Genomic DNA, 21,731 nt, shown 5'->3' on the forward strand with positions numbered 1-21,731 from the left:
TCACGGCCTGCGCACGGATCGGGAGCGGCGGGCGATGTTCGCCTCGGCGTGGACGTCCGCGAGCCGGCGCCGCGCGGCGGCGACGCGCCGCTCGGACAGGAGACCTTCGAGCGCGCGGATGTCGGCGAGCGCCGCCTCCACGATCGCGAGCGCGTCCTCGGGACGGCGCATGCCCTGTGCTCTGTCCATGGTGGTGATCTCCCCCGTTCGGCGGGCCGCACCGTTCTCTCGGCCTGCGCGCGGGCTCATCGCGCGACTTTGCGGCAGGCTCGCGACGGCGCGAGGGCGGGGACGCGGCGGCGTCGGCCTCGGCCGCCATGGTTCCGGAACGGTGCGGCGGAACGACACGGATGAACGGGACGGAGCAAAAAAGAGGCAACCATGCTGTCCTTTTCAGCTTGGTTTTTGCAGCGCACACGCCTATCTAGGAGACGTGGCCGGCGCGATCGCTCGTGCAGGCCACATGCCCTCCTTGGGCGTTTCCTCCCTAGACTTAAAGGCCGCCGTTCTCGGCGGCTTTTTTTTGCATCGATTCATTACTCGAGGTAGTTCGAACTCGCCTTATTGCTGATTGGTTGCGGCCGGGGCTGCCGCGAGCTAGATCTCGCCCGTGCCGCCGACGAGCTTCGAATGGGACGACGTGAAAGCCGCCTGCAACGAGGCGAAGCACGGCGTATCGTTCGCAGAGGCGATCGCCGTGTTCGGCGATCCCTGGAGGGTCGTCGAGACGGATGCTCGTCACCCCTACGGCGAAACGCGGCTGCAGACGGTTGGTCGCATGGAGAACCGGATCGTCTTCGTGTGCTACACTCTGCGCGACGGTGTGGTGCGCGTGATCTCCGCGCGCCTGGCGAGCCGGAGGGAGCGCCGGATCTATTTCGAGAAGCTCGGAGGCCTTGCATGGCAATCGTTCGAATGACGCTCGAAGAAGCCCGCGAGGCGATGCGGAACATGCCGCCGGAGCGGCGCGCGCGGCTCGATGCCATGACGGACGACGAGATCGAGCGTCGTGCGCTCGAAGACCCCGACGCACAGCCCATGACCGACGAGGAGCTCGCCCGTGCCGTCGCCGGGCGCAGCGTGCGTCTGTCGCGCCAGCGCGACGGCTTGTCCCAGCCGGAATTCGCCGCGCGCTACGCCCTGCCGCTGGACACCGTCGTCGCGCTCGAAGCCGGCAGCCTCCTGCCCGATCCCGCGCTCGAGGCCTATCTCGGCGCGATCGAGCGCGATCCGCAGAGCGTGCTGCGCTCGCTCGCCGAGAGCGTGCGCTGACGCGTCAGCGGCGCTCGGCGTCCCTCTCCTCATCGTCGTCGTCGCGGAAGAGGGTCCAGGCGAAGGCGATGCGCGAGATCGCGGTCATCACCGTCAGGCCGGCGAAGGCGTAGGAGATGATGGGGAAGAGCTGCGGGAACAGGATCATCAGCGCGAAGGCGAGGATCGTCTCCGTCCCCTCCGCCAGCCCGGCGGTGAAGTAGATAGACTTGATCCCCCGCGCCGCCGTCTCCATCCCCCGCTTCGCCGCCACCGTGGCGAAGGCGAGGAACGAGGCGCCGTTCACGTAGAAGGCGAACAGCAGCACCGCCGCCGGCAGGCCGAAGAGAGCCGGCTCGCGCAGCGCGAAGCCCAGCGGCACCGCGCCGTAGAAGACGAAGTCGAAGACGATGTCGAGGAAGCCGCCGCGGTCGGTCTTCTCGCTGGCTCGCGCGACCGCGCCGTCGAGTCCGTCGCACAGGCGCGACAAGGCGAGGAAGACGAGCGCGAGCACGTCCGCCGATGCGGCGATCGCGCCGGCGCAGGCGAGCCCGAGCACGAGGCCGACCGAGGTGATCGCGTCGGCGCCGATGCCGGCGCGCGCGAGGAGCACGCCCGCGCGCGTCAGCGGCGGGTCGATCAGGCGTCGCATCACTCCGTCGAGCATGAATGCCCCATCCCTTCGAGGATCGCCCTCGGATTGACGATGCGCGTCGGCAGCCCTACCACCTCGTCACACACCCTTTCCGTGTCCGCAGCGGACACGCTGGAGGCCGCTCATGTACACCGCCGTGACGCACGGCGTCCGCGTGACCGTGACGCCGACCTACCTCGAGGAGCAGTCCCATCCCGACGAGGGGCGGTACTTCTTCGCTTACACCGTCGAGATCACCAACCTCAATGCCGAGCGCGTGCGCTTGCGCGATCGTTACTGGAAGATCGTGGACGGTCACGGGCGCGTGCAGGAGGTGCACGGTGCCGGCGTCGTCGGCCGCCAGCCCGTGCTCGGGCCCGGCGAGGTCTTCACCTACACGAGCGGCTGCCCGCTGGACACGCCCGACGGTACGATGCAAGGGCATTACCGCATGGAGCGCAGCGGCGGAGACCTGTTCGAGGCCGAGATCCCAGCCTTCTCCCTGGACAGCCCCTATTCCCGCCGCTCGCTGCACTGATCCCCTCCCCGACACCCGCACGGAAAGAACCAGTCCTCGATGCCCCCCGCCCGCATGACCTCGCTCGAGATGCTCGAGCGTCTCGTCGGATTCGACACCGAGAGCCACAAGTCGAACCTCCCCCTCATCGACTTCGCCGAGAGCTGGCTCGCCGGCCACGGGGTGCGCACGATCCGGCTGCCGAACGCGGCGGGCGACAAGGCGGCGTTGGTGGCGCAGATCGGCCCGGACGTCGAGGGCGGCGTCGTGCTCTCGGGCCATACCGACGTGGTGCCGGTGGCGGGACAGGCCTGGTCGAGCGATCCCTATCGCCTGCGGGTCGAGAACGGGCGCGCTTACGGCCGCGGCGCGACCGACATGAAGGGCTTCGACGCGCTCGTCCTCGCCCTCGTGCCGGACTTCCTCGCCGCCGACCTGAAGCGCCCGATCACCATCGTCCTCTCCTACGACGAGGAGACGACCTGCCTCGGCGTCGTCGACGCCATCGCCGCGCTGGGGCGCGACGTGCCGCGGCCGGCCGCAATCATCGTAGGCGAGCCGACGGGTCTCGAGGTCGCCGATTCGCACAAGGGCGTCGCCATGTGCGAGACCCGCGTCACCGGCACGGAGGCGCATTCCTCGCGCATCACCGACGGCGCCAGCGCCGTGATGGGCGCCGGCAGCTTCGTCGACCGGCTCAACCGGCTGGGCGATCGGCTGATCGCCGACGGCGACGCGACCGGGCGTTTCGACCCGCCCTTCTCGACGGTGCACGTGGCGACGATCGCGGGCGGGAGCGCGCGCAACATCCTCGCCCGCGAGTGCCTCATCGGCTGGGAGATCCGCTACATTCCCGGCGTCGACATCGGCGCTCTGCAGGCGCAGGTGGAGGAGATCGCCCGGGAGGTCACCGCCGAGCGCCTGACGCGCTACGGGCCTTTCGGCACCATCGAGAACGTCTGGTCCGTCGACGTGCCGGGCCTCGCCCCCGACGAGGGATCGGAGGCCGAGCGCCTCGCGCTGCGGCTCGCCAAGCGCAACCGGCCGATGACCGTGGCCTACGGCAGCGAGGCCGGGCGCTTCCAGGCGGTGGGGCTGCCGACCGTGCTCTGCGGCCCGGGCGACATCGCCCGCGCCCACAAGGCGGACGAATACATCACCCTCGACGAACTCGCAGCCGGCGAGGCCTTCCTGCGCCGCCTCGCCGACGAGCTGTCGCGCTGAGGCGCGCGCTCAGCGAACGAGGCGCGCGACGCGATCGCCGCCGCCTCGGGCGGAGCCGGGCTCCAGGTTCCAGTCCATGTCGTTGAGGATGACGCGATCGGCGACGATGGTGATCGCATCCGACGCGATGCGCGAGGTCGCGTTCATCACGAGCTCCCGGCTCGGGAGGTAGATCAGCCCGTCGAGGTCGTTCGCGATCGATCCGTTGAGGATGAATTGCGAGCGCGACAGGCCCGGCGCCTCGAAGAACAGGATGCCGGCCGTATTCCCGCTCGTCGGGGCGGAGAGGTCGACGTCCATGGCGCTGTTGAACTGGATCTTCGCCGTCGAAGGGAAGTAGAAGGTCACGCCCTCCCCGCGCCAGACGCCGCCGTTCACGTTCCAGCCGCCGTCGCGCACGACGTAGAGGCCGGGCTCCAGCGTCACGGTCGGCGCGCCGTTGAAATTGTGCCAGCCGCAATAGACGCCCGGCGACAGCGTGACGGCGCCGCCGTTGTAGTTGCCGTTGGAATAGTCGCAGGCGCCGACGCTCGGCGTCGGCATGCGCGCACCGTAGGTGTCGCTCGCGGCCTCGCAGCCGAGCTCGACGCGCGACACGCCCGCGCCGTTGTCGATGATGCGCCGCCCGGCGATGCACAGGCGCGCGACGTCGAGCTGCGCTCGGGCATTGAGGATGGCGGCGGGATTGCGGGTGCCGCGCACGTGAATCTCGCAGCGGGGCGCCCGGACGTCGGCGCCGCTGTTGACGAGGAAGGGCTGCGGCGAGGTCTCGTCGAGGACGAGAATGCACGGGCCGGCATCGGTGCCGCGGATCGCTTCAGCGTCCACGCCGGCATCGACGGCGCGCATGCCGAGCACGGAGAGGAACGTCGTCGGCACGCTGAAGCTCGCCTGCCCGATGACGCGCCCGTCCGCGCCCAGGCTGAAGCGGCCGACGACGCCGGTCGCACCGGGGACGTCGCTCGTGTCGAAGGCGCGCTGCGCGGCGGCGATCGCGTCACCGTCGGCGCGAGCGCCGGCGAGGACGGCCGCATCGAGCGCCGCCTGGATCTGCGTGCGGGCGTTGGTGGTGCGGGTGTAGTCGACCGCGGCGCCGGCGACGCCCACCAGCGGCACGAGGACGAGCGCCAGCATCAGCGCGACGCTGCCCCGCGTATCGGAAAAGAAGGAACGCATGCCGCTACTCCGGATATTGCGCACAGCTTAGCTTCGGTTTGTTAAGTTACGCTTAGGAAGACCGTCGACGCGGTGCGACGTCCTGCCCCTCCCCGCCCGCGGCGTACGAGCAGGCATTTAGAAGATGGATGCAATATTTCGGTAACTACCACCTCTCGCCTCAGTCGAGAGGAAGATATCGATTTGCTTCCATTTCTAAATTCATTCGCCTGAATTCGGAACGATCCTCGATCGTCTCGCGACCTTCGTTCGGCTACACGATCTCTCGAAGCGATCGGCGTCCTGCCGACGCGTCGCTTCCTGTTCGACGACGACGACAACGGCCGTCCCGGCCGGCGCGCGACGCGTGCGCCGGGGCGGCCGACCCGTTTCCGGAGCCCTCAAGGCCATGTCAGAAGACCGCCCGCCGAACGACCGTCCTCCCGCCGCCTCGCGCGCGGTGCCGCGGGCGCAGAAGGAGCGCACGCTCCCCATCGACAAGGACGTCTTCGCGCATCGTCTCTGGCAGGCGATCAAGCGCAGCGGCCTGACCTATCGCGAGACCGCGCGGCGAGCGCAGGAGCACCTGCCGACGGGCCTGCGCATGTCCGACGTCAGCGTCTGGTCCTATGCCAAGGGCCGCAGCCTGCCGCGGCGCATGGCGCAGATCGAGGCGCTCGCCCAGGTTCTCGACGTCGCCGTCTCGGATCTCGTGGAGGAGATCGACCCCTTGCGCGCCGCGCAGAAGACGACGGCGCGCATCGAGGATCTCGGGCACGGCCGGGCGCGGATCGAGATCAATCAGGAGGTGAGCTGGGACGTGGCCATGTCCGTGCTCAAGCTCCTGCGCGGCCGCGTTGGCGATGCCTCCAGCGGCGATCCGGAGGGCTGAGCCTCCCCCCTCTCAAGGGATCTCGGACAGGGCCACCGTCCGCCCCTCGCGCACGGAGAGGAGCGCCGCCTCCGCGATCCGCAGCGCCGCGACCCCGTCCGCGCCGGTCGAGGTGATCGGCGCGCCGTCGGTCAACGCCGCGACGAACGCCGCGATCTCGTTGGCATAGGCCTGCGTGTAGCGGGTCATGAAGAAGTCGTAGAGCGGCGGGCGCGTGAAGCCGCCCTCGTCGGCCACCTCGATCATGGCCGGGCGCTGGTTCTCCGCGGCGATCATGCCCTTGGACCCATGCACCTCGATGCGCTGGTCGTAGCCGTAGGACGCGCGCCGCGAATTCGAGACGATCACCTGGCGCCCGGATACGGTCTCCAGCACCACGCTGGCGCTGTCGAAGTCCCCCGCCTCGCCGATGGCCGGATCGACCATCACCGCCGCGCGGGCGGTGACCTGCGCGATCTCCTCGCCCATGAGAAAGCGCGCCATGTCGAAATCGTGGATCGTCATGTCGCGGAAGATCCCGCCCGACACGCGGATGTAGGCGATCGGCGGCGGGGCGGGATCGCGCGACGTCAGCGTCGCCATCTCGGGCGTGCCGATCCGCCCCGCCTGGATCTGCGCCTTGAGCGCCATGAAGGATGCATCGAAGCGCCGGTTGAAGCCCAGCATGAACGGCGTCTTCGTCTCCTCGACCACGGCGAGGCAGGCGCGCACGCGCTCGAGCGAGAGGTCGATGGGCTTCTCGCAGAAGATCGCCTTGCCGGCGCGGGCGAAGAGCTCGATCTGCTCGGCGTGACGGTCCGTGGGGCTCGCCACCACGACGGCGTCGATGTCGTCCGAGGCGGCGATGGCCTCGACCTCACGGATATCGGCACCGTATTTTGCGGCGAGCGCGGCGGCGGCTGCCGCGTCCGGATCGGCGAGCGCGACGAGGCGGGCGCCCTCCACCGCGGCGATGGCGGCGCCGTGCACCTTGCCGATGCGGCCCGCACCGAGAAGCGCGAAACGGATGGTCATGGTCTCCTCCCTGTCGAATCGAGCGGGGAGTGAACGTTCTCAGGCCGGCGAGGGCAATGCCGCGACCGCATTCCTGCCGCGCCGCGAGAGCACGAGAGCGACGAGCGTCGGCGTGAAGTAGAAGGACACCACGGTCGAGAGCAGCACGCCGCCGGCGATCGCCACCGCGAAGGGCGGCCAGAAGCCCCCGCCCGCGAGGATCAGCGGCAGGAAGCCTCCCACCGTCGTGACCGTGGTCGAGACGATGTGGCGCGCCGAGCGCACCACCACGGCACGGATCGCATCGAGATCGCCGGTGCGCGCCGCCTCGTCCTCCTGGATCGCCGTGATGACGATGATCGCCGCGTTGATCGACACGCCGATGGAGCCGATCGCCCCGATCAGCGCCTGGACGCCGAAGGGCATTTGCAGGAGCGCGAGCGCCAGCACGGAGAGCCCGAAGGAGAGGACGCAGACCGCGCCCGCGACGAGCGCCAGCCGATACGACAGGAAGGTGAGCACGATCGTCACGACGGTGAGCGTCACGACGAGACCCAGCGTCGAGACGAGGTTGCGCACGGTCTCGGCGCGGGCGTCGCTGTCGCCGCCGAACTCGAGCCGGTAGCCCTCGGGCAGGGCGAGCGCGCCCTCGGCGAGGCGCGCCTGCAGCACGCCGAGCGCCTCCTCCGGCAGGATGCCGTGAGCGAGGTAGCCCTGCACGACGTTGATCCGCTCCCCGCCGCGCCGCGCGATCGGGCTCTCGGAGGGCACCATCTCCCAATCGCCGAGCGCCGAGAGCGGGATGCCGGGATGCCCTTCTCCTGCGGCCGCGCCGCCCGCGGCGACCATGTCGAGGCCGCGCACGGCGGAGAGATCGCCGCGCACGCCCTCGCCGACGCGCACGCGCACGGGCAGCTCCTCGGTCTCCTCCAGGAGCGAGCCGCCGGTCGCGCCTTCGAGGGTCGTCTGCAGCTGGGCGGCGACGCTCGCGAGGTCGAGGCCGGCGAGCCGCACCTCGTCCTCGTCGAGCCGGAAGACGAGCTTGGGCGCGCCGCCCTCCAGCGTCGCCCGCGTGTGGATGACGCTGGGGATGTCGGCCATGAGCGCGCGCGCCTCGGCGCCGAGGCGTCGCAGCGTCTCGAGATCGGGCCCGACGAGGCGCATCTCGAGGGGCGCCGAGACCGGCGGGCCCTGGACGAGGCCGCGCACCAGGATCTGCGCCTGCGGCAGGGCCGCGTCGAGCTCGGCCTGGAGGCGCGGGATCAGCGCGTCCGTGGCATCGGGGCTTTGCGTGAACACCAGCGCCTCGGCGAAATGCGCCGTCGCGTCCCGGTTCGCCTGCATGTTGTAGTAGAAGGCCGGCGCGCTCTCGCCGACGACCCAATGGGTCGAGACGATCTCGGGCGCGTCCCCCATCACCGCGTCGGCCGCGCGGGCGATCCGCGCCGTCTCGCCGATCGCCGTGCCGGCGGGGAGCAGCACCTGCACGTAGAGCTGGTCGCGCTCGACGCCCGGGAAGAACTGCGCGGTGAGCGTCGGGAACGACATGAACCCCGCCACCGGCAGCGCCAGCGAGAGCGCCAGGGCCGCGAGCTTGTGGCGAAGCGCGAGCGCGATCGAACGATCGAACAGGCGCCCCAGGACGGGAATCGTCACCCCGTTCGAGAGCATGCCGCCCTGCCCGCCCCGCGTCTGCGCGAGAAGCCGCCCGGCGAGCGCCGGCGTGATCGTCAGCGCGATGGCCAGCGACGCGAAGAGCATGATGATCACCGCGAGCGCGATCGAGCCGACGAAGTCGCCCGCCGGCCCCGGCAAGAGCGCCATCGGCAGGAAGGCGAGCACCGTCGTCACCGTGGAGGCCAGGAGCGGCGCCGCGAGCCGCCGCACGGACTGCCCGACGGCGGCGAGCGGCGCGACGCCCTCGGCGATGCGCCGGCGGATCTCGTCCGTCATCACGATCGCCGCGTCGACGAGGAGGCCGAGCGCCACGATCAGCCCCGTCACCGACATCTGCTGGATGGTAATGCCCGTGCGCTGCATGATCGTGATGGAGACGAGCGCGGCGAGCGGGATCACGGCGGCCACGATCAGCGCCGCGCGCCAGCCGAGCGTGAGCAGCAACACCACGATCACGAGCGAGACGCCGAGCGCGAGATTCGCGCCGAGCTCGCCCAGGCGCGCGGCAGTGTACTGCGCCTGGTCGAAGACGAGCCGCGCCTCCAGCCCGCCAGGCAGCTCCTCGCGGAACTGGTCCAACGTGTCGGCGAGCGCCGCGGACCAGACGTCGACCTGCCGGTCCGCCTCCATCCGCGCGGCGACGAGCACGCCGGCGCTCCCCTCCGAGACGGCGAGCGAGGGCGGCGGCAGGCGCTCGGCCCGCGCGACGGTGCCGAGATCGGCGACACGCACGCTGGTGCCGTCGGCGCCGAGGCGCACGGGGATCTCGCGCACCCGCGAAAGGTCCTCGATGGCGCCCTCGACCTCGATGAGGAGGTCGCCGCGCGCGCCGCGCACCTGACCGGCGGCGACCTTCGCGTCCGCCGCGGCGATGGCGCGGGAGACCTCGGAAGCGGTGAGGCCGAGCGCGGCGAGCCGGGCGGGGTCTAGCGTGACGACGACCTCCTCCTCGGGCGCGCCGTAGAGCTTGACGAGCCGCGTCTCGGGCACACGGCGCAGGCGGTCCTGCAGCTCCTCCGCGGTGCGGCGCAGGATCGAGGGCGGTACCTCCACTCCCTCGCGCGGCACGATGGCGACGATGGCGGTGAAGGCGCCCGCGCGGTCGTTGTCGAAGACGGGAGCGCTCGCGCCCGGCGGGAACCGCCGCGCGGCCGCGTCGACGGCGTCGCGCACCTCCGACCAGACCTCCTCCAGGCCGTCCTCCGGCAGGAATTGCGAGAGCTCGATCGTCACCGACGAGACGCCCGCGGCGGAGGCGGATTCCACCACCTCGATCTCCGCGAGCGTCCGCAGCTCCGCCTCGAGCGGCTCGGTGACCAGCGCCTCCACGCGATCCGGCGCCGCGCCGGGGAAGGTGGTGACGATCGTCGCGAACAGGTTCGTGATCGTCGGGTCCTCCTGGCGCGCGATGGTCAGGAGGGCGGAGGTGCCGAGCGCCACGGCCGTGAGGATGGCGAGCCAGAGGAGCCGCGGGTTGCGGTAGAAGAACGTGTCCATGGCATGGTGCCTCCGCTCAATCGGCTTGGGCGACGAGAACCGCCTGGCCGGGCGCCAAGCGATGCGTGCCGCCGGCGACGAGGGCGGCGCCGGGGCGCAGCGTGCCGCGCACGAAAGCGCGATCGTCCACCACGTGCAGAACCTCCACCGCCTCGCGCACGATCCGCGCCGGCTCGGCCTCGCCGGCCTCGGCGACGAGCACGCTCCAGGTGCCGCGCCGGCCTTCGCTCAAGGCGGCCACGGGAAGCCAGAAGCCAGGCTCCTCGATGCGCCGCGGCAGCCGCAGCTCGACGCTCGCGCCGAAGGCGACGTCCACAGGACGCTCGGGGGCGAGGAGCGCCGTGACGGTGCGCGTGTCGCGGGCGAGATCCGGGCGCAGCGCCAGCACGCGCGCAGGCACCTCGCGCCCCGCGACGACGAGCGTCGCGCGATCCCCGACCGCGAGCGCCGAGGCGGCCTCTTGCGAGAGCCCCACCCGCGCCCGCGGCGCCTCCGTCTCGAGCAGCCGCACGACGGGAGTGCCCGCGGAGACGACCGTCCCCTCGTCGACGGCGCGGGCGGCGATGGTGCCGGCATAGGGCGCGTGCAGAGCCGTCTTCGCGATGTCGACGTCGAGGCGGGCGATCGCCGCATCGACCTCGGCGAGCCGCGCGGCCTCGAGCTCGGCCGAGAGCCGCGCCTCGTCGAGCCGCTGGCTCGAGGCGTGGCCCGCCTCGCCGAGCTCCCGCTGGCGCGCCAGGGTGCGCCTCGCGAGATCGAGGGAGGCGGCGATCTGGTCGCGCTGCGCGAGAAGGCGGGTGCGCTCGGCGTCGAGAGCGGCCGTGTCGAGCCGCGCGACGAGCGCGCCTTGCGCGACGCGCGCCCCCTCCTCCACCAGCACCTCGACGACGAGGCCCGGCCGCTCGAAGGCGAGATCGGCCTCCCGCGCCGGCTCCAGCCGGCCGAGATAGCGGTCCTCGACCACGTAGCCCGTCTCGCGCACGAGCCGCGTGACGCTCACCGGCAACGGCTCGGGCTCGGCGCGCGCGGCCTGCGCCCGCGCATCCGCCCGGTCCTGCAGGACGCCGACGCCCGTCACGACGCCGAAGCCGGTCGCGGCGACGATGCCGATCTGGGCGACGAGGGAAATCACGCGGCCGAAGCGGGTTGGCATGGCACACTCCCACGGAGGAACGGTGCGAACTCTGGTGGAAAACGAGACGAGACCGTATCGTCTCGCACAGCCTTAAACGAGACCGCCGGGTCTCGTCAACGCCGAACCTACGTGCTAGGGGGGAGCATGGATCACGCCATCGCGAGCACCGGCGCCGCGACCCGAAGCCTCGACCCGGGCAAGCGGCGCGCCATCCTGGAGGGCGCGCAGGAGGTCTTCCTGCGCGACGGCTTCTCGGCGACCAGCATGGACGAGGTCGCCCGGGCGGCGGGCGTCGGCAAGATGACCGTCTACCGCCATTTCGGCAGCAAGGACGCCTTGTTTCGCGACATGCTGCGCGAGATCTGCGGAGGCACGCTCGTCGACGCGCCGACGCCGCCGGGCGCGACGCTGGAGGAGGAGCTGCGCTCCATCGGCCACGCCTTCGTGGAGCTGATCACGCATCCGCGTCGGCTGGGCACCTACCGCGTCGCCCTTTCGGAGGCGGAGCGCACCCCCGACGTCTCGAAGCTGTTCTACGAGGGCGCGGTGACGCCCGTCGTCGAGCGGGTGGCGGATCGCGTCGCCGCCCACGCGCCGGACCTGCCCGCGGAGGAGGTGCGCCTCCTCGCCGGCGCCTACCTCCAGATCGTGCAGGGCTACGCCTTCATGCGGCTGATCATGGGCATGGACCGGGAGCCGGACATGGCGATGTTCGAGCGCCAGATCGCGCTCGCCTCGGAAATGATCGCCGCGCGCGCGGCGGGCTGACACCTTCCGGCAGGGCGCGCACGGCGCCCCTCACCACCAGAGACCGACGGCCTCCTGGTCCGTCTCGCGGGCGGCGGGGCGGCGGGCTTCGTCGAGGGCGGCGTAGAGCGTGCGGGAGACGGCCTCGACGCCGGGGCTCGTACGCTCGCGGGGGCGAGCGAGCAGCACCTCGATCTCGTCGTGGACGCGGCCGGGATCGGGGCGCATGACGACGACGCGATCGGCCAGCATCACCGCCTCGGCGACGTCGTGGGTGACGATGACGATGGTCAGCCCCGCCGCCTTCCACAAAGCCAGGAGATGCCCGTGCAGGTCCGCGCGGGTGAAGGCGTCGAGCGCCGAGAACGGCTCGTCGAGGAGGAGCACCTCCGGACCCGCCGCGAAAGCGCGGGCGATGGCGACGCGCTGCTGCTGACCGCCGGAGAGATCCCGCGGCAGCCGGTCGGCGTGCTCGGCGAGGCCGACGCGCTCGAGCGCGTCCGCCACCGCCCCGTCCCGCTCGCCCGCGGGGCGACGCAGGAGCCCGAAAGCGACGTTCTGCGCCACCGTCAGCCAGGGGAGGAGCCGCGGCTCCTGGAAGACGACGCCGATCTTGGGATGCGGGTCGACGACCGGCTCGCCGTCGATGGCGATCGTCCCCGCGCTCGGCCGATCGAGGCCGGCGACGAGGCGCATGAGCGTCGTCTTCCCGCAGCCCGACCCGCCCACGATGGCGACGATCTCGCCGCGGCGCACGTCGAGCTCGATGTCGGACAGCGCGCGCTTGCCGTCGGAATAGGTCTTCGAGAGGCGCTCGATGGTGAGCATGGGACGGGCTCCGATCAGGCGTGTCAAAGGCGGTCGCGGGCGACGTCCTGCCAGGCGACGAGCGGGCGCGTCGCGGCGACGAGGACGAGGTCGCAGGCCTTTCCGAGAAGGGCGAAGGCGACGATGGCGGCGAGGATCTGGTCGGGCTTGCCCATCTGCTGACCGTCGACGAGGAGATAGCCCAGGCCCTCGGACGCGCCCATGAACTCCGCCGCCACGACGAACATGAAGCCGAGCCCGAGGCCGGAGCGCAGCGCGGTGAGCGTCTCCGGCAGGACGGCGGGGACGAGCACGCGCCGCACGGTCTCGACGCGCGACAGCCGGAAGACGCGCGAGACCTCGAGGAGCTTGCGGTCCACGGAGGCGATGGCGTCGCACACTCCGAGATAGACGGGGAAGAACACGCCCACCGCGATCAAGGCCACCTTCGAGGCCTCGAAGATGCCGAGCCACAGGATGAAGAGCGGCACCCAGGCGATGGAGGGTATCGCCCGCAGGGCCTGCAGCGTCGGGTCGAGGGTCTCGCGCGCGAAGCGGCTTGCGCCGCACAGCGCGCCGAGCGCGAGGCCGGCCGCGGCGCCGAGCCCGAAGCCGACGAGGACGCGCCAGAGCGTCGCGGCGACGTGCAGGAGCAGCTCGCCGCGCGCATGCAGATCGGCGAAGGTCGCGAGCACCCGCGAGGGCGGCGGCAGGAGCCGGCCCTGCGCGAGGCCCGCCGCCACGATCGCCTCCCAGCCGAGCGCCGCCGCGAGCGGGAGGGCGAGGGCGAGCGCGAGCGTGCGGGGCAGGTTCGCCCCGAGCCGCGGCAGGGCGAGCCGACGCGCGGGCAGCCGCTCGCCGATCTCCCTGCCCTCCTCGCTCCCGATGGCGCCCCCGCTCATCGCGAAGCCACCGTGAAGCGGCCGTCGATCAGGGCGTCGAGCGTGCCGTCGATGTCGGAATCGGCCGGGAGCACGCCCGCGTCCACGAGGGCGATGCCGGCGGCGCGGATGGTCTCGCGCTCGGCCGCGCCGATGACCGGGTTCGTGATGTCGGTGCGCTCCAGCTGGCGCGCGACGATCTCCGGCGGCAGCCGCGTCACGTCGCCGAGCACGGCGGCGAGGGCCGCGGGATCGGCGATCGCCTCGTCGCGGGCGCGCTCGTAAGCCGCGAGCACGGTGCGCACGATCTCGGGATGGGCCTCGGCGAAGCTCTCGCGGACGTTGAGCGTGCCGTAGGTGTTGGCGCCGGGATCGCGATAGAACAGCTCCGCCCCGCTCTCCAGCTCGGCGGCCGCCATCATCGGATCGAGGCCTGCCCAGGCGTCGACGTCGCCGCGCTCGAGCGCGAGACGCCCGTCGGGATGCTGGAGGAGGACGAGGCGCACGTCGCGCTCGGTCAGGCCGGCGCCGGCGAGCGCGCGCACCAGGAAGATGTGCGGATCGGTGCCGCGGGTCACGGCGACGGTGCGACCGGCGAGATCGGCGACGCTGGCGATCCCCGTGTCCGGGCGCGTCACCAGCGCCGTCCATTCGGGGCGCGAGTAGAGATAGATCGTGCGGATCGGGTTGCCGTTGAGCCGACCCACCAGCGCCGCCGCGCCCGCGGTCGAGCCGAAGTCGATGGCCTCGGCATTGAGGAACTCGAGCGCCTTGTTCGAGCCCAGCGTCTGGACCCAGCGCACGTCGATGCCGTCAGTGCCGAGCGCCTCCTCCAGGTAGCCGCGCTCGCGCAGGAGCAGGCTCACCGGGTTGTAGGTGGCGAAATCCACGGTGACGGTGTCGGGCTTGTTCTGTGCGACGGCCCGGTTCGTCAGCACGAACGGGGCGACGAGGCCGGCTCCGAGGCCGGACAAGAGGGTGCGGCGGGTGAGCGTCATCGAAAATTCCCCGGTTTCGTTCGAGAGCATCGCTGCGCAAGGAGCTGGCAGGAGGCCGGCCCGCGGCTCCGAGCGACTATGCTGTTCTTTCTAACGAACGATCCGAGCGAACGTCAACCCGCTACGTGTGGATTATCTTATTCCACATTTAGACAAGTGCAATACCTCACCCCTGCGCCGCCATGCGCCTCCGCAGCCGCGCCTGCTTGTCGGAGACCGCGAGCGCGTCGCGCAGGGTGCGCACGCCGTCCGCCTCCAGGAGCGGGATGAGCCCGAGCAGCACCTTCGCCGTCGCCCGCGCGTCGCCGAGCGCGGTGTGGCGCGCCTCCGGCGGGATGACGATTCCGAAGCGCTCGGCCAAGGCGTCGAGGGTCAGGCTCTCGGACGTGCCGAAGACGTGGGCGCCGAGCAGCACGGTGTCGAGCACGGGCGCGTCGAACGTCACGCCGGCCCCCTCCCCGCCGCCGCGCAGGATGGCGAGGTCGAAGGCGGCGTTGTGCGCCACGAGCACGGCCTCGCTGGCGAAGGCGCGAAAGCGCGCGAGCACGGCGCCCGGCGGCTCCGCGCCCGCGACCATGGCGTCGGTGATGCCGTGCACCCGGCTCGCCCCGGCGGGGATCGGCCGGCCGGGATCGACGAGGACGTCGAAGAGCTCGCCCGATATCAGCCTGTTGTTGACGATGCGCACGCCCGCGATGGAGCACAAAGCGTCGCGCCGCGGGTCGAGCCCCGTCGTCTCCGTATCGAACACGACGAAGGTCAGCGCGCGCAGGGGCCTGTCGTCGAGGGGCGTCGGCGCGAGGGTGCCGAGGAGGCCGAAATCGTAGAACTCGGCGCGCTCGGCGAGCGGCGTCGGCGCCTTGGCGATGGGCAGGTCCTCCTCCCGCGCGGCGGCGAGCGGCAGCTCGAGCCGCGCGCGGCCGGGCTGGTCGGGGTCGGGTACGCACCAGAGATCCGTGCGATGGCGCGCGAGGACGTCGTGCCCGGTCACCGCGCCGGCCCCGTCCTCGAGCCGCTCGGCGAGCCAGGTCTCGACGGTGGACGGCGCCGGCGCCTCGCCCGACCAGGAGACGAGAAGGCGCACGCGCCCGTTCTCGGCGAGCGCCTCCATGCGGAAGGCGTGCGTGCCGGCGTGGACCGCGATGCGGTTCGCCAGATGCTCGACGAGCGCCGTGATGGACGCCGAATCGCAGCGCAGCCAGGCGGGGGCGCCCACGGCCTCGAAGGCGAGGTCGCGGCCTTCCGAGCGGCGCACGCGCACGAGCTGAAACAGTGTCGGCGAATGCGTCGTCGCCATCGGCCAGGCGCCGGAGACGAGGTCGGACGCGGCCTCCTCCAGCCGATCGAGCCGATCGCCGAGCTCCGCCGGCTCGCGCCGCAGGAGCGCGCGGGTGAGCGCAATGTCGTCTGCATCCGGCGTCTCGCCGCGCGCCAGGAGATCGCCCGCGAGCGCCAGCGCCGCCACGCGCTCGCGCATGTCGCGGATGCCGTCCTGGAGCAGCCGGTCGCGCCAGACGCCGGCCGCGAGCTCGTTCGTCACGTCTTCGAAGGCGAGCACGTAGCCGGTCGGGCGCGCGCCGTCGGGGTCGAGCATCAGCGACATGCGCCCCACGATGCGCGCATGCTCCGCCCGCGTCGCGCCCACCAGCGTCGTCGTGAGGCCGTCGCGGTGGATGTTGTGGCGCCCCGTGCGGAAGCGATCCTCCAGCCGCTCCAGCGTATGCGCGAGGACGCGCCCCGAGAGCACCTCCGTCAGCGGCCGGTCGAGGCCGATCTCGCCCGCGGCGCCGAGGATCTCGAGCGCCCGACGATTGTAGAGCGTCACCTTGTGGGCGAGCGTGCAGATCACGACGCCCTGGCGCAGGTCGCGCAGGACGATCTCGAGATTGCGCCGCTCGCGCTCGGCATCGGCGGTCGCGGCGGCGACGGCGGCGTCGACCTCGCGCCGCGCCTCCTCGAGCGCCTGCGTGAATTCCGCCACCGCCGGTGCGAGAATGCCGAGATAGCGGCCCTTCTCGATCGCCGGCGGCTTTTGCGGCACGCGGGCATGGACCGCCGCCCGGACGTCGGCGGCGATGGCGACGAGGGGCTTGGCCACGTGCTCGTCGAACTTCAGCCAGACGAAGGCGCACAGGCCCGTGGTCACTCCGATCGAGACGAGCCCCGCCAGCACCAGCGGCGCCGTGCTCTCCGGGGCGAGCGTACGCCCGAGATGGACGAGCACGCCGACGATCGCCGCCGCCGCGCCGAGCGCGATCAACGCGAAGAACAGGAAGACGCGCAAGCGGAGCGACCAGCGAGCGGGGTTCATGGCGCGCGCTCTCCTTCCCTGTAGGGGAAGGTGGCTCGGCGCAGCCGAGACGGATGGGGCGCGGCGTAAGCCGCGTTCCGCGCAGCGGAAGCCCGGTGCCAGGATGGAAACGGCGATTTCGGCTGCGCCGAACGCGCGTCCCGCGCGCCCCGTCCGTCACGCCGCTTCGCGGCGCGCCACCTTCCCCTACAGGGAAGGAGAGAGATCGGGCTCATCGGCTCCTCCCGTCGGCGAGCGCCGCTTCGAGGTCGGCGAAGGCGAAGGGCTTGGTCAGCATGGCGTCGGCGCCCAGCGCGCGGGCCTTCTCGCGGTCGACGGCGCGGCCTCGGGGGCTGGTGAGGACGATGCGGGCGGTGGCGAGCGTGGGGTCGGCGCGCATGGCGCGGCAGAGGTCGTAGCCGTCGCGGCCGGCGAGCATGGCGTCGAGCACGGCGCAATCGGGCGGCGCGCGGCGCAGGGCCGCGAGCGCGGCCTCGCCGTCGTCGGCCGTCTCCACCTCCCATCCCGCCGCGGCGAGGAGGCGGGCGAGCGCGGCCCGCATCGGCTCCTCGTCCTCGGCGACGAGCACGCGTCGCGCCACCTCGACCCCTCCTCCTCGCCCTCCCAGGGCTGCCTGTCATGAGCCGGCGCGGTTGGCCCGCGCTCGGCCGATCCTCACGCGCTCGGCGGCCCGCCGCCCTCCGCGCACACGACGGAACGCAGCGGGTCGTCCGGCGTGAGCGGCTGCCAGCGCCCTCCGATCGGCTCGCCCGCCTCGTCGAAGCCGTCGAGATCGACGAGATCCGCCCGCCGCCCGCCGGCGCAATCGAAGACCATCGTCGCGGTCACCGTCGGCACGTAGCGCTGGAGCAGATGGACCTCGGCCATCCGGTAGCCGGTCTCGCCGGGCGCCGGGACCACGCGGCCGACGGCGACGAAGCGGTTCACCGGGGCGAACAGATAGGTCCACGGCTGGAGCGGGTTCGTCTGCTCGTAGCTGCGCGCCACGGCGACGCTCTGGGGCAGCGCGCCCGCGGTGCGCGAGAACCAGGAATAATCGTTGTAGAGCGTGTAGGTCATCATCGCGATGCCCGCGGCGATCGGCAGGATCCAGCGCGGCGGCTTGCGGCCGAACGCCTTGAAGCCGAGCATGACCGAGCCGGCCACCGCGATGCCGAGGACGAAGATCGCTATCAGGTTGAACCACATACGAAACTCGTTTCCATCGATGCCTCAGCCCGCGGAGCGCCCGTGGGCGAGCGCGGCCTGGAGGCCCTTGACGACGCCGAAGGCGTCCTTGAGGTGGTTGCGCTGAAGCGCCGAGAGGCTCGACGGCTTCAGGAAGTTGTCGGGCTTTGCGCCCTCGCGGACCTGCGCCGCCTGGTGCTGGAGACGCGTCTCGCAGATCAGGTCGTAGGCGTCCACGAGATCCGCCGCGCCGCTCTCCGAGAGGGTGCCGGCCTCGCGCGCGGCCAGCAGGCGCTCGCGGGTGTTCACCGCGGGAATCGCCCCGTCGAGGGCGTAGACGCGGGCGAGATCGGTGATGGGCACGACGCCGGAATGCTTGAGGTCGACCGCGTCCTTGTGCTCGCCCGAGCGGATCAGCGCGAAGCCGCGAAACAGGCCGAGCGGCGGCGTGTGCTTGAGGGAGTTCGCGATGAGATGCGCGCGGAAGATGCTGTTCTTGCGCGCGAGCGCGAGCGTCTGCGCCTGCAGCCCCTCGAACAGGGCCGTCTCGCCCGCGATCGGGCGAAGGTCGAACATGACGGAGGCGAGCATCTGCGCCATCGGGTCGGGCTTGGCGATCCAGCCGGCGAAATAGGCGCGCCAGACCGCCGCCGGCTGGCGCCAGCGCGGATTCGTCGCCATCATGTCGCCCGGGCAGAGAAAATAGCCGCAGGCGTCGAGCCCGTCGCAGACGAAGCGGGCGAGCTCGCCGAAATAGGCGCCGTCGCGCGCCTCCTCGTACGTATCGTCGAGGATGAGGCAATTGTCCTGGTCGGAGACGCCGGTCTGCTCGCGCCGGCCCTGGCTGCCGCAGGCGAGCCAGAGATACGGCACGGGCGCGGGGCCGAGCCGCGCGTCGGCGAGCTTGAGGAGCTGGCGCGTCACGGCGTCGGCGACGCCGGTGATCGCGTGGCCGACCCGGTGCGGGCGCATGCCCGAGCCGACGAGCTGCACGAGGAGCTCCGGCAGCCGCGCCACGATGCCGGCGAGCGCGCTCACGCTCTGCGCCTTCGCCACGTCGGCGAGGAGGTACATGGCCGAGACGGTCTGGCGCCGCACGAGGTTGGTGCGGGTGAGGACGCCGTCGGCCCGCCCGCCGCGGGCGATGGGCAGGTGCCCGAAGCCGCGCTCGGACATCAGCACCATGGCGTCGTAGACGAGGGCGTCGGGCGCGAGCGTCACCGGCGCGGGCGTCATCACCTCGGCGACGGGCGTGTCCGCCGAGCGGCCGCGGGCGACGATGCGGCTCGTGAGATCGCCGGTGGTGAGGAGGCCGACGAGCGCCCCGGCCTCGTCCTCGACGAGGACGCAGGAGATGGCGCGCTCGGCCATGATCGCCGCCGCTTCGCGCACCGGCGTGCCGGGAGAGACGGCGACGGGGTTCGGCGTCATCACATCCGAAAGCGGCGCGGCGAGCCCGCTCTCGCCGGGCGCCTCGCGAGGGGCGGCGCGGCGGGCGGCGGCGATGCGGAGGCGATCGAAGAAGGCGTCGACGGCGGGGTGCGCGGCGAGGAGCGCGAGGAAGGCGCCGGCGGGTACGGCGAGGGTGCGCGTCGGCTCGATCGCGACGGCGCGGACGCTGGACGGCTTCTCGCGCAAGATGGCGCGGGCGCCCACCGTCTCCCCCGGGGCATAGCGCGTGACGCGCTCGCCTTCCGCGGAGAAGGCGTCGACCATTCCGGAGAGCAGGATCTCGACCCGCGCCACCGGCATGGCGTGGCGCAGGAGCACGGCGCCGTCGGCATGCGTGCGGATCTCGCCTGCGGCGACGAAGAACGCGAGCGCATCCTCGGGGAGGAGATCGAAGGGATGATGGCGAGCCAGGAAGTCGCGGGCGGCCTCGCGCGGAGCGGGATCGGCATCCGAGGGGCGGGACGCGGGCTGCGTCATGGGCGGCTCTTCCTGAGGATGCGCATCGCGGGGCTGTCCCCGAAGCGCGTGCGGAGCCCGCGTGCGGGCTCCGCGTGAGTGTCGACGTCGCACCCGATCGATGTCCAGTCGGGTGCGACGCGTAGGGGATCGCTCAGTGCGCCACCGCGCCGCCGGCGCCGCGGGGGATACGGACGCTCTCGACGAGCTCCTGGATCTCCTTGGGCGGAGCGGCCGTGGCACGCGACACCGCGAAGGCGACCGCGAAATTGAGCGCCGCGCCGACCACGCCGAACGAGGCCGGGGCGATGCCGAACAGCCAGTTGTCCGGGGTGTTGGCGATCATGTTGGTGCCCGGGATGAAGAACCAGCCGAGGTACGTGAAGATGTACAGGCAGGTCGACAGGATGCCGGTCAGCATGCCCGCGATCGCGCCCATGTTGTTGATGCGCTTGGAGAAGATGCCCATCATCAGCACGGGGAAGATCGAGGACGCGGCGAGGCCGAAGGCCAGCGCCACGGTCTGTGCCGCGAAGCCCGGCGGGTTCAAGCCCAGCCAGGTCGCGAGCACGATCGCGCCGGCCATGGAGATTCGGGCCGCGAGCAGCTCGCCCTTCTCCGAGATCGTCGGCATCACCGCACTCTTGAGCAGGTCGTGCGAGATCGCCGACGAGATCGCGAGCAGAAGACCCGCCGCCGTGGAGAGCGCGGCCGCGAGGCCGCCCGCCGCGACGAGGGCGATGACCCAGCCGGGCAGGTTGGCGATCTCCGGGTTGGCGAGAACGAGGATGTCCGGGTTGACGGTCAGCTCGTTGCCGGCCCAGCCCCATTCCTGCGCCTGCGCGGCGAAGGCGGCGTTGCCCTCGTTGTAGTACTGGATGCGGCCGTCGTTGTTCTTGTCCTCGAACCGCAGGAGGCCGGTCGTCTCCCAGGTCTGGAACCAGTCCGGACGGTTCTCGTAGGCGAGGTTGCCCTCGGGCGAGCCGACCTCGCCGATCTGGATCGTGTCGACGATGTTGAGGCGCGCCATCGCACCCACCGACGGAGCGGTGAAGTACAGGATCGCGATGAAGACGAGCGCCCAGCCGGCGGACCAGCGGGCGTCGGCCACCTTCGGCACGGTGAAGAAGCGGATGATGACGTGCGGCAGGCCCGCGGTGCCGATCATCAGCGCGAGCGTGAACAGCACCATGTTGAACATGGAGGTGTTCAGCGTCGTGTACTGCGCGAAGCCCAGATCGGTGATGACCTGGTCGAGGCGCTGCAGCAGCGGCACGCCGGAGGCCGTGTGCTCGGAGAAGAGGCCGAGCGGAGGCACCGGGTTGCCCGTCAGGTTGAGCGAGATGAAGATCGCCGGGATCGTGTAGGCGGTGATCAGCACGACGTACTGCGCCACCTGCGTGTAGGTGATGCCCTTCATGCCGCCGAGAACCGCGTAGACGAACACCACCGCCGAGCCGATGTAGAGGCCCGTCTCGGTCGACACCTGCAGGAAGCGGGCGAAGGTCACGCCGACGCCGGTCATCTGGCCGATGACGTAGGTCACCGAGATGATGATCAGGCACACGACGGCGACGAGGCGCGCGGTCTGCGAGTAGAAGCGGTCGCCGATGAACTCGGGAACCGTGTACTTGCCGAACTTGCGCAGGTAGGGCGCCAGCAGCATGGCCAGCAGCACGTAGCCGCCCGTCCAGCCCATGAGGAAGGACGAGTTGCCGTAGCCGGTGAAGGCGATGAGGCCCGCCATCGAGATGAACGAGGCGGCCGACATCCAGTCGGCGGCCGTCGCCATGCCGTTGGTGACCGGGTGCACGCCGCGGCCGGCGGCGTAGAACTCGCCCGTCGAGCCCGCGCGGGCCCAGATGGCGATGCCGACGTAGAGCGCGAAGGTCGCGCCGACGACGAGATAGATCAGGGTTTGCGTTTCCATCGTCCCC

20 protein-coding genes are annotated in these 21,731 nt (G+C 71.6%); 6 read left to right on the forward strand and 14 right to left on the reverse strand.

The features are described 5' to 3' along the window. Nucleotides 1-189: a hypothetical protein gene (locus IEX89_RS01675; protein WP_188908830.1), complete on the reverse strand. Its 189-nt coding sequence runs from the start codon at nucleotides 187-189 to the stop codon at nucleotides 1-3. A gap of 421 nt (nucleotides 190-610) precedes the next feature. Here IEX89_RS01675 and IEX89_RS01680 point away from each other — a divergent pair, with 421 nt between their 5' ends. Next, a complete protein-coding gene (locus IEX89_RS01680; RefSeq protein WP_188908832.1) occupies nucleotides 611-919 on the forward strand; it encodes a BrnT family toxin in 309 nt (102 codons plus the stop codon). After that, on the forward strand, nucleotides 901-1,272 hold the full coding sequence (locus IEX89_RS01685; protein WP_188908834.1) for a helix-turn-helix domain-containing protein: 372 nt from the start codon (nucleotides 901-903) through the stop codon (nucleotides 1,270-1,272). The genes IEX89_RS01680 and IEX89_RS01685 overlap by 19 nt, the downstream gene beginning before the upstream one ends. 4 nt (nucleotides 1,273-1,276) lie before the next feature. On the opposite strand, the gene IEX89_RS01690 is transcribed toward IEX89_RS01685, so the two are convergent. Beyond that, entirely contained in the window at nucleotides 1,277-1,918 is a 642-nt protein-coding gene (locus IEX89_RS01690) for a CDP-alcohol phosphatidyltransferase family protein (protein WP_188908836.1), read from the reverse strand. Nucleotides 1,919-2,030: 112 nt separating this feature from the next. Here IEX89_RS01690 and apaG point away from each other — a divergent pair, with 112 nt between their 5' ends. Together apaG and argE are read left to right on the forward strand one after the other, a co-directional pair. After that, the gene (apaG, locus tag IEX89_RS01695) at nucleotides 2,031-2,423 is read left to right on the forward strand and encodes a Co2+/Mg2+ efflux facilitator ApaG/CorD (RefSeq protein ID WP_188908839.1); all 393 of its coding nucleotides are present in this window, start codon (nucleotides 2,031-2,033) and stop codon (nucleotides 2,421-2,423) included. 39 nt (nucleotides 2,424-2,462) lie between these two features. Then, nucleotides 2,463-3,626: an acetylornithine deacetylase gene (gene argE, locus IEX89_RS01700; protein WP_188908840.1), complete on the forward strand. Its 1,164-nt coding sequence runs from the start codon at nucleotides 2,463-2,465 to the stop codon at nucleotides 3,624-3,626. Nucleotides 3,627-3,635: 9 nt separating this feature from the next. Here the strand turns inward: argE and IEX89_RS01705 are convergent, their stop codons facing one another. Then, nucleotides 3,636-4,802, reverse strand: a complete 1,167-nt coding sequence (locus tag IEX89_RS01705) for a TadE/TadG family type IV pilus assembly protein (RefSeq protein WP_188908842.1) — start codon at nucleotides 4,800-4,802, stop codon at nucleotides 3,636-3,638. Between the two features lie 388 nt (nucleotides 4,803-5,190). On the opposite strand from IEX89_RS01705, the gene IEX89_RS01710 reads away from it, so the two are divergent. Next, a complete protein-coding gene (locus IEX89_RS01710) occupies nucleotides 5,191-5,673 on the forward strand; it encodes a helix-turn-helix domain-containing protein (RefSeq protein ID WP_188908845.1) in 483 nt (160 codons plus the stop codon). Nucleotides 5,674-5,685: 12 nt separating this feature from the next. Here the strand turns inward: IEX89_RS01710 and iolG are convergent, their stop codons facing one another. Genes iolG through IEX89_RS01725 form a run of 3 tightly spaced genes read right to left on the reverse strand, consistent with a single transcriptional unit; the run spans nucleotide 5,686 to nucleotide 10,993 of the window. Then, nucleotides 5,686-6,687, reverse strand: coding sequence for an inositol 2-dehydrogenase (iolG, locus tag IEX89_RS01715; RefSeq protein WP_188908847.1), 1,002 nt, complete (start codon nucleotides 6,685-6,687; stop codon nucleotides 5,686-5,688). A 39-nt stretch (nucleotides 6,688-6,726) separates the two neighbouring features. After that, nucleotides 6,727-9,840 carry an efflux RND transporter permease subunit gene (locus tag IEX89_RS01720; protein ID WP_188908848.1) on the reverse strand — a complete coding sequence of 1,038 codons (3,114 nt, stop codon included), beginning with the start codon at nucleotides 9,838-9,840 and terminating at the stop codon, nucleotides 6,727-6,729. Nucleotides 9,841-9,856: 16 nt separating this feature from the next. Beyond that, nucleotides 9,857-10,993: an efflux RND transporter periplasmic adaptor subunit gene (locus IEX89_RS01725; protein WP_188908850.1), complete on the reverse strand. Its 1,137-nt coding sequence runs from the start codon at nucleotides 10,991-10,993 to the stop codon at nucleotides 9,857-9,859. A gap of 126 nt (nucleotides 10,994-11,119) precedes the next feature. Between IEX89_RS01725 and IEX89_RS01730 the strand changes: the two genes are divergently transcribed. Next, entirely contained in the window at nucleotides 11,120-11,743 is a 624-nt protein-coding gene (locus IEX89_RS01730) for a TetR/AcrR family transcriptional regulator (protein WP_188908852.1), read from the forward strand. A gap of 30 nt (nucleotides 11,744-11,773) precedes the next feature. Here the strand turns inward: IEX89_RS01730 and IEX89_RS01735 are convergent, their stop codons facing one another. From IEX89_RS01735 to IEX89_RS01770, 8 genes are all read right to left on the reverse strand, one after another. Beyond that, the gene (locus tag IEX89_RS01735; RefSeq protein WP_188908855.1) at nucleotides 11,774-12,550 is read right to left on the reverse strand and encodes an ABC transporter ATP-binding protein; all 777 of its coding nucleotides are present in this window, start codon (nucleotides 12,548-12,550) and stop codon (nucleotides 11,774-11,776) included. A 23-nt stretch (nucleotides 12,551-12,573) separates the two neighbouring features. Beyond that, nucleotides 12,574-13,431, reverse strand: a complete 858-nt coding sequence (locus IEX89_RS01740; RefSeq protein WP_188908857.1) for an ABC transporter permease — start codon at nucleotides 13,429-13,431, stop codon at nucleotides 12,574-12,576. Then, nucleotides 13,428-14,408 carry an aliphatic sulfonate ABC transporter substrate-binding protein gene (locus IEX89_RS01745; RefSeq protein WP_188908859.1) on the reverse strand — a complete coding sequence of 327 codons (981 nt, stop codon included), beginning with the start codon at nucleotides 14,406-14,408 and terminating at the stop codon, nucleotides 13,428-13,430. The genes IEX89_RS01740 and IEX89_RS01745 overlap by 4 nt, the downstream gene beginning before the upstream one ends. A 166-nt stretch (nucleotides 14,409-14,574) precedes the next feature. Then, nucleotides 14,575-16,719, reverse strand: a complete 2,145-nt coding sequence (locus IEX89_RS01750) for a 3'-5' exonuclease (protein ID WP_188908861.1) — start codon at nucleotides 16,717-16,719, stop codon at nucleotides 14,575-14,577. A 211-nt stretch (nucleotides 16,720-16,930) separates the two neighbouring features. After that, complete coding sequence (locus IEX89_RS01755; RefSeq protein WP_188908863.1) at nucleotides 16,931-17,299, reverse strand: response regulator transcription factor; 369 nt, start codon at nucleotides 17,297-17,299, stop codon at nucleotides 16,931-16,933. 74 nt (nucleotides 17,300-17,373) lie between these two features. Next, entirely contained in the window at nucleotides 17,374-17,907 is a 534-nt protein-coding gene (locus IEX89_RS01760; RefSeq protein ID WP_188908866.1) for a hypothetical protein, read from the reverse strand. 24 nt (nucleotides 17,908-17,931) lie between these two features. Beyond that, nucleotides 17,932-19,815 (reverse strand): DUF294 nucleotidyltransferase-like domain-containing protein, encoded by a 1,884-nt coding sequence (locus IEX89_RS01765; protein ID WP_188908868.1) that lies wholly within the window; start codon nucleotides 19,813-19,815, stop codon nucleotides 17,932-17,934. 133 nt (nucleotides 19,816-19,948) lie between these two features. After that, nucleotides 19,949-21,724: a sodium:solute symporter family protein gene (locus IEX89_RS01770; RefSeq protein ID WP_188908870.1), complete on the reverse strand. Its 1,776-nt coding sequence runs from the start codon at nucleotides 21,722-21,724 to the stop codon at nucleotides 19,949-19,951. Nucleotides 21,725-21,731 lie beyond the last annotated feature (7 nt).

Origin of the sequence: Salinarimonas ramus, from assembly GCF_014645695.1 — a bacterium.
GTDB classification, from domain to species: Bacteria; Pseudomonadota; Alphaproteobacteria; order Rhizobiales; family Beijerinckiaceae; genus Salinarimonas; species Salinarimonas ramus.

What these genes read in the sequence shown, in the direction of transcription:
- IEX89_RS01675 (WP_188908830.1), bottom strand. Translation starts at nt 189, where the DNA reads ATGGACAGAGCACAGGGCATGCGCCGTCCCGAGGACGCGCTCGCGATC.
- IEX89_RS01765 (WP_188908868.1), bottom strand. Translation starts at nt 19,815, where the DNA reads ATGACGCAGCCCGCGTCCCGCCCCTCGGATGCCGATCCCGCTCCGCGC.
- IEX89_RS01745 (WP_188908859.1), bottom strand. Translation starts at nt 14,408, where the DNA reads ATGACGCTCACCCGCCGCACCCTCTTGTCCGGCCTCGGAGCCGGCCTC.
- IEX89_RS01750 (WP_188908861.1), bottom strand. Translation starts at nt 16,719, where the DNA reads ATGAACCCCGCTCGCTGGTCGCTCCGCTTGCGCGTCTTCCTGTTCTTC.
- IEX89_RS01690 (WP_188908836.1), bottom strand. Translation starts at nt 1,918, where the DNA reads ATGCTCGACGGAGTGATGCGACGCCTGATCGACCCGCCGCTGACGCGC.
- IEX89_RS01730 (WP_188908852.1), top strand. Translation starts at nt 11,120, where the DNA reads ATGGATCACGCCATCGCGAGCACCGGCGCCGCGACCCGAAGCCTCGAC.
- apaG (WP_188908839.1), top strand. Translation starts at nt 2,031, where the DNA reads ATGTACACCGCCGTGACGCACGGCGTCCGCGTGACCGTGACGCCGACC.
- argE (WP_188908840.1), top strand. Translation starts at nt 2,463, where the DNA reads ATGCCCCCCGCCCGCATGACCTCGCTCGAGATGCTCGAGCGTCTCGTC.
- IEX89_RS01725 (WP_188908850.1), bottom strand. Translation starts at nt 10,993, where the DNA reads ATGCCAACCCGCTTCGGCCGCGTGATTTCCCTCGTCGCCCAGATCGGC.
- IEX89_RS01705 (WP_188908842.1), bottom strand. Translation starts at nt 4,802, where the DNA reads ATGCGTTCCTTCTTTTCCGATACGCGGGGCAGCGTCGCGCTGATGCTG.
- IEX89_RS01720 (WP_188908848.1), bottom strand. Translation starts at nt 9,840, where the DNA reads ATGGACACGTTCTTCTACCGCAACCCGCGGCTCCTCTGGCTCGCCATC.
- IEX89_RS01760 (WP_188908866.1), bottom strand. Translation starts at nt 17,907, where the DNA reads ATGTGGTTCAACCTGATAGCGATCTTCGTCCTCGGCATCGCGGTGGCC.
- IEX89_RS01740 (WP_188908857.1), bottom strand. Translation starts at nt 13,431, where the DNA reads ATGAGCGGGGGCGCCATCGGGAGCGAGGAGGGCAGGGAGATCGGCGAG.
- IEX89_RS01710 (WP_188908845.1), top strand. Translation starts at nt 5,191, where the DNA reads ATGTCAGAAGACCGCCCGCCGAACGACCGTCCTCCCGCCGCCTCGCGC.
- IEX89_RS01735 (WP_188908855.1), bottom strand. Translation starts at nt 12,550, where the DNA reads ATGCTCACCATCGAGCGCCTCTCGAAGACCTATTCCGACGGCAAGCGC.
- IEX89_RS01770 (WP_188908870.1), bottom strand. Translation starts at nt 21,724, where the DNA reads ATGGAAACGCAAACCCTGATCTATCTCGTCGTCGGCGCGACCTTCGCG.
- IEX89_RS01685 (WP_188908834.1), top strand. Translation starts at nt 901, where the DNA reads ATGGCAATCGTTCGAATGACGCTCGAAGAAGCCCGCGAGGCGATGCGG.
- iolG (WP_188908847.1), bottom strand. Translation starts at nt 6,687, where the DNA reads ATGACCATCCGTTTCGCGCTTCTCGGTGCGGGCCGCATCGGCAAGGTG.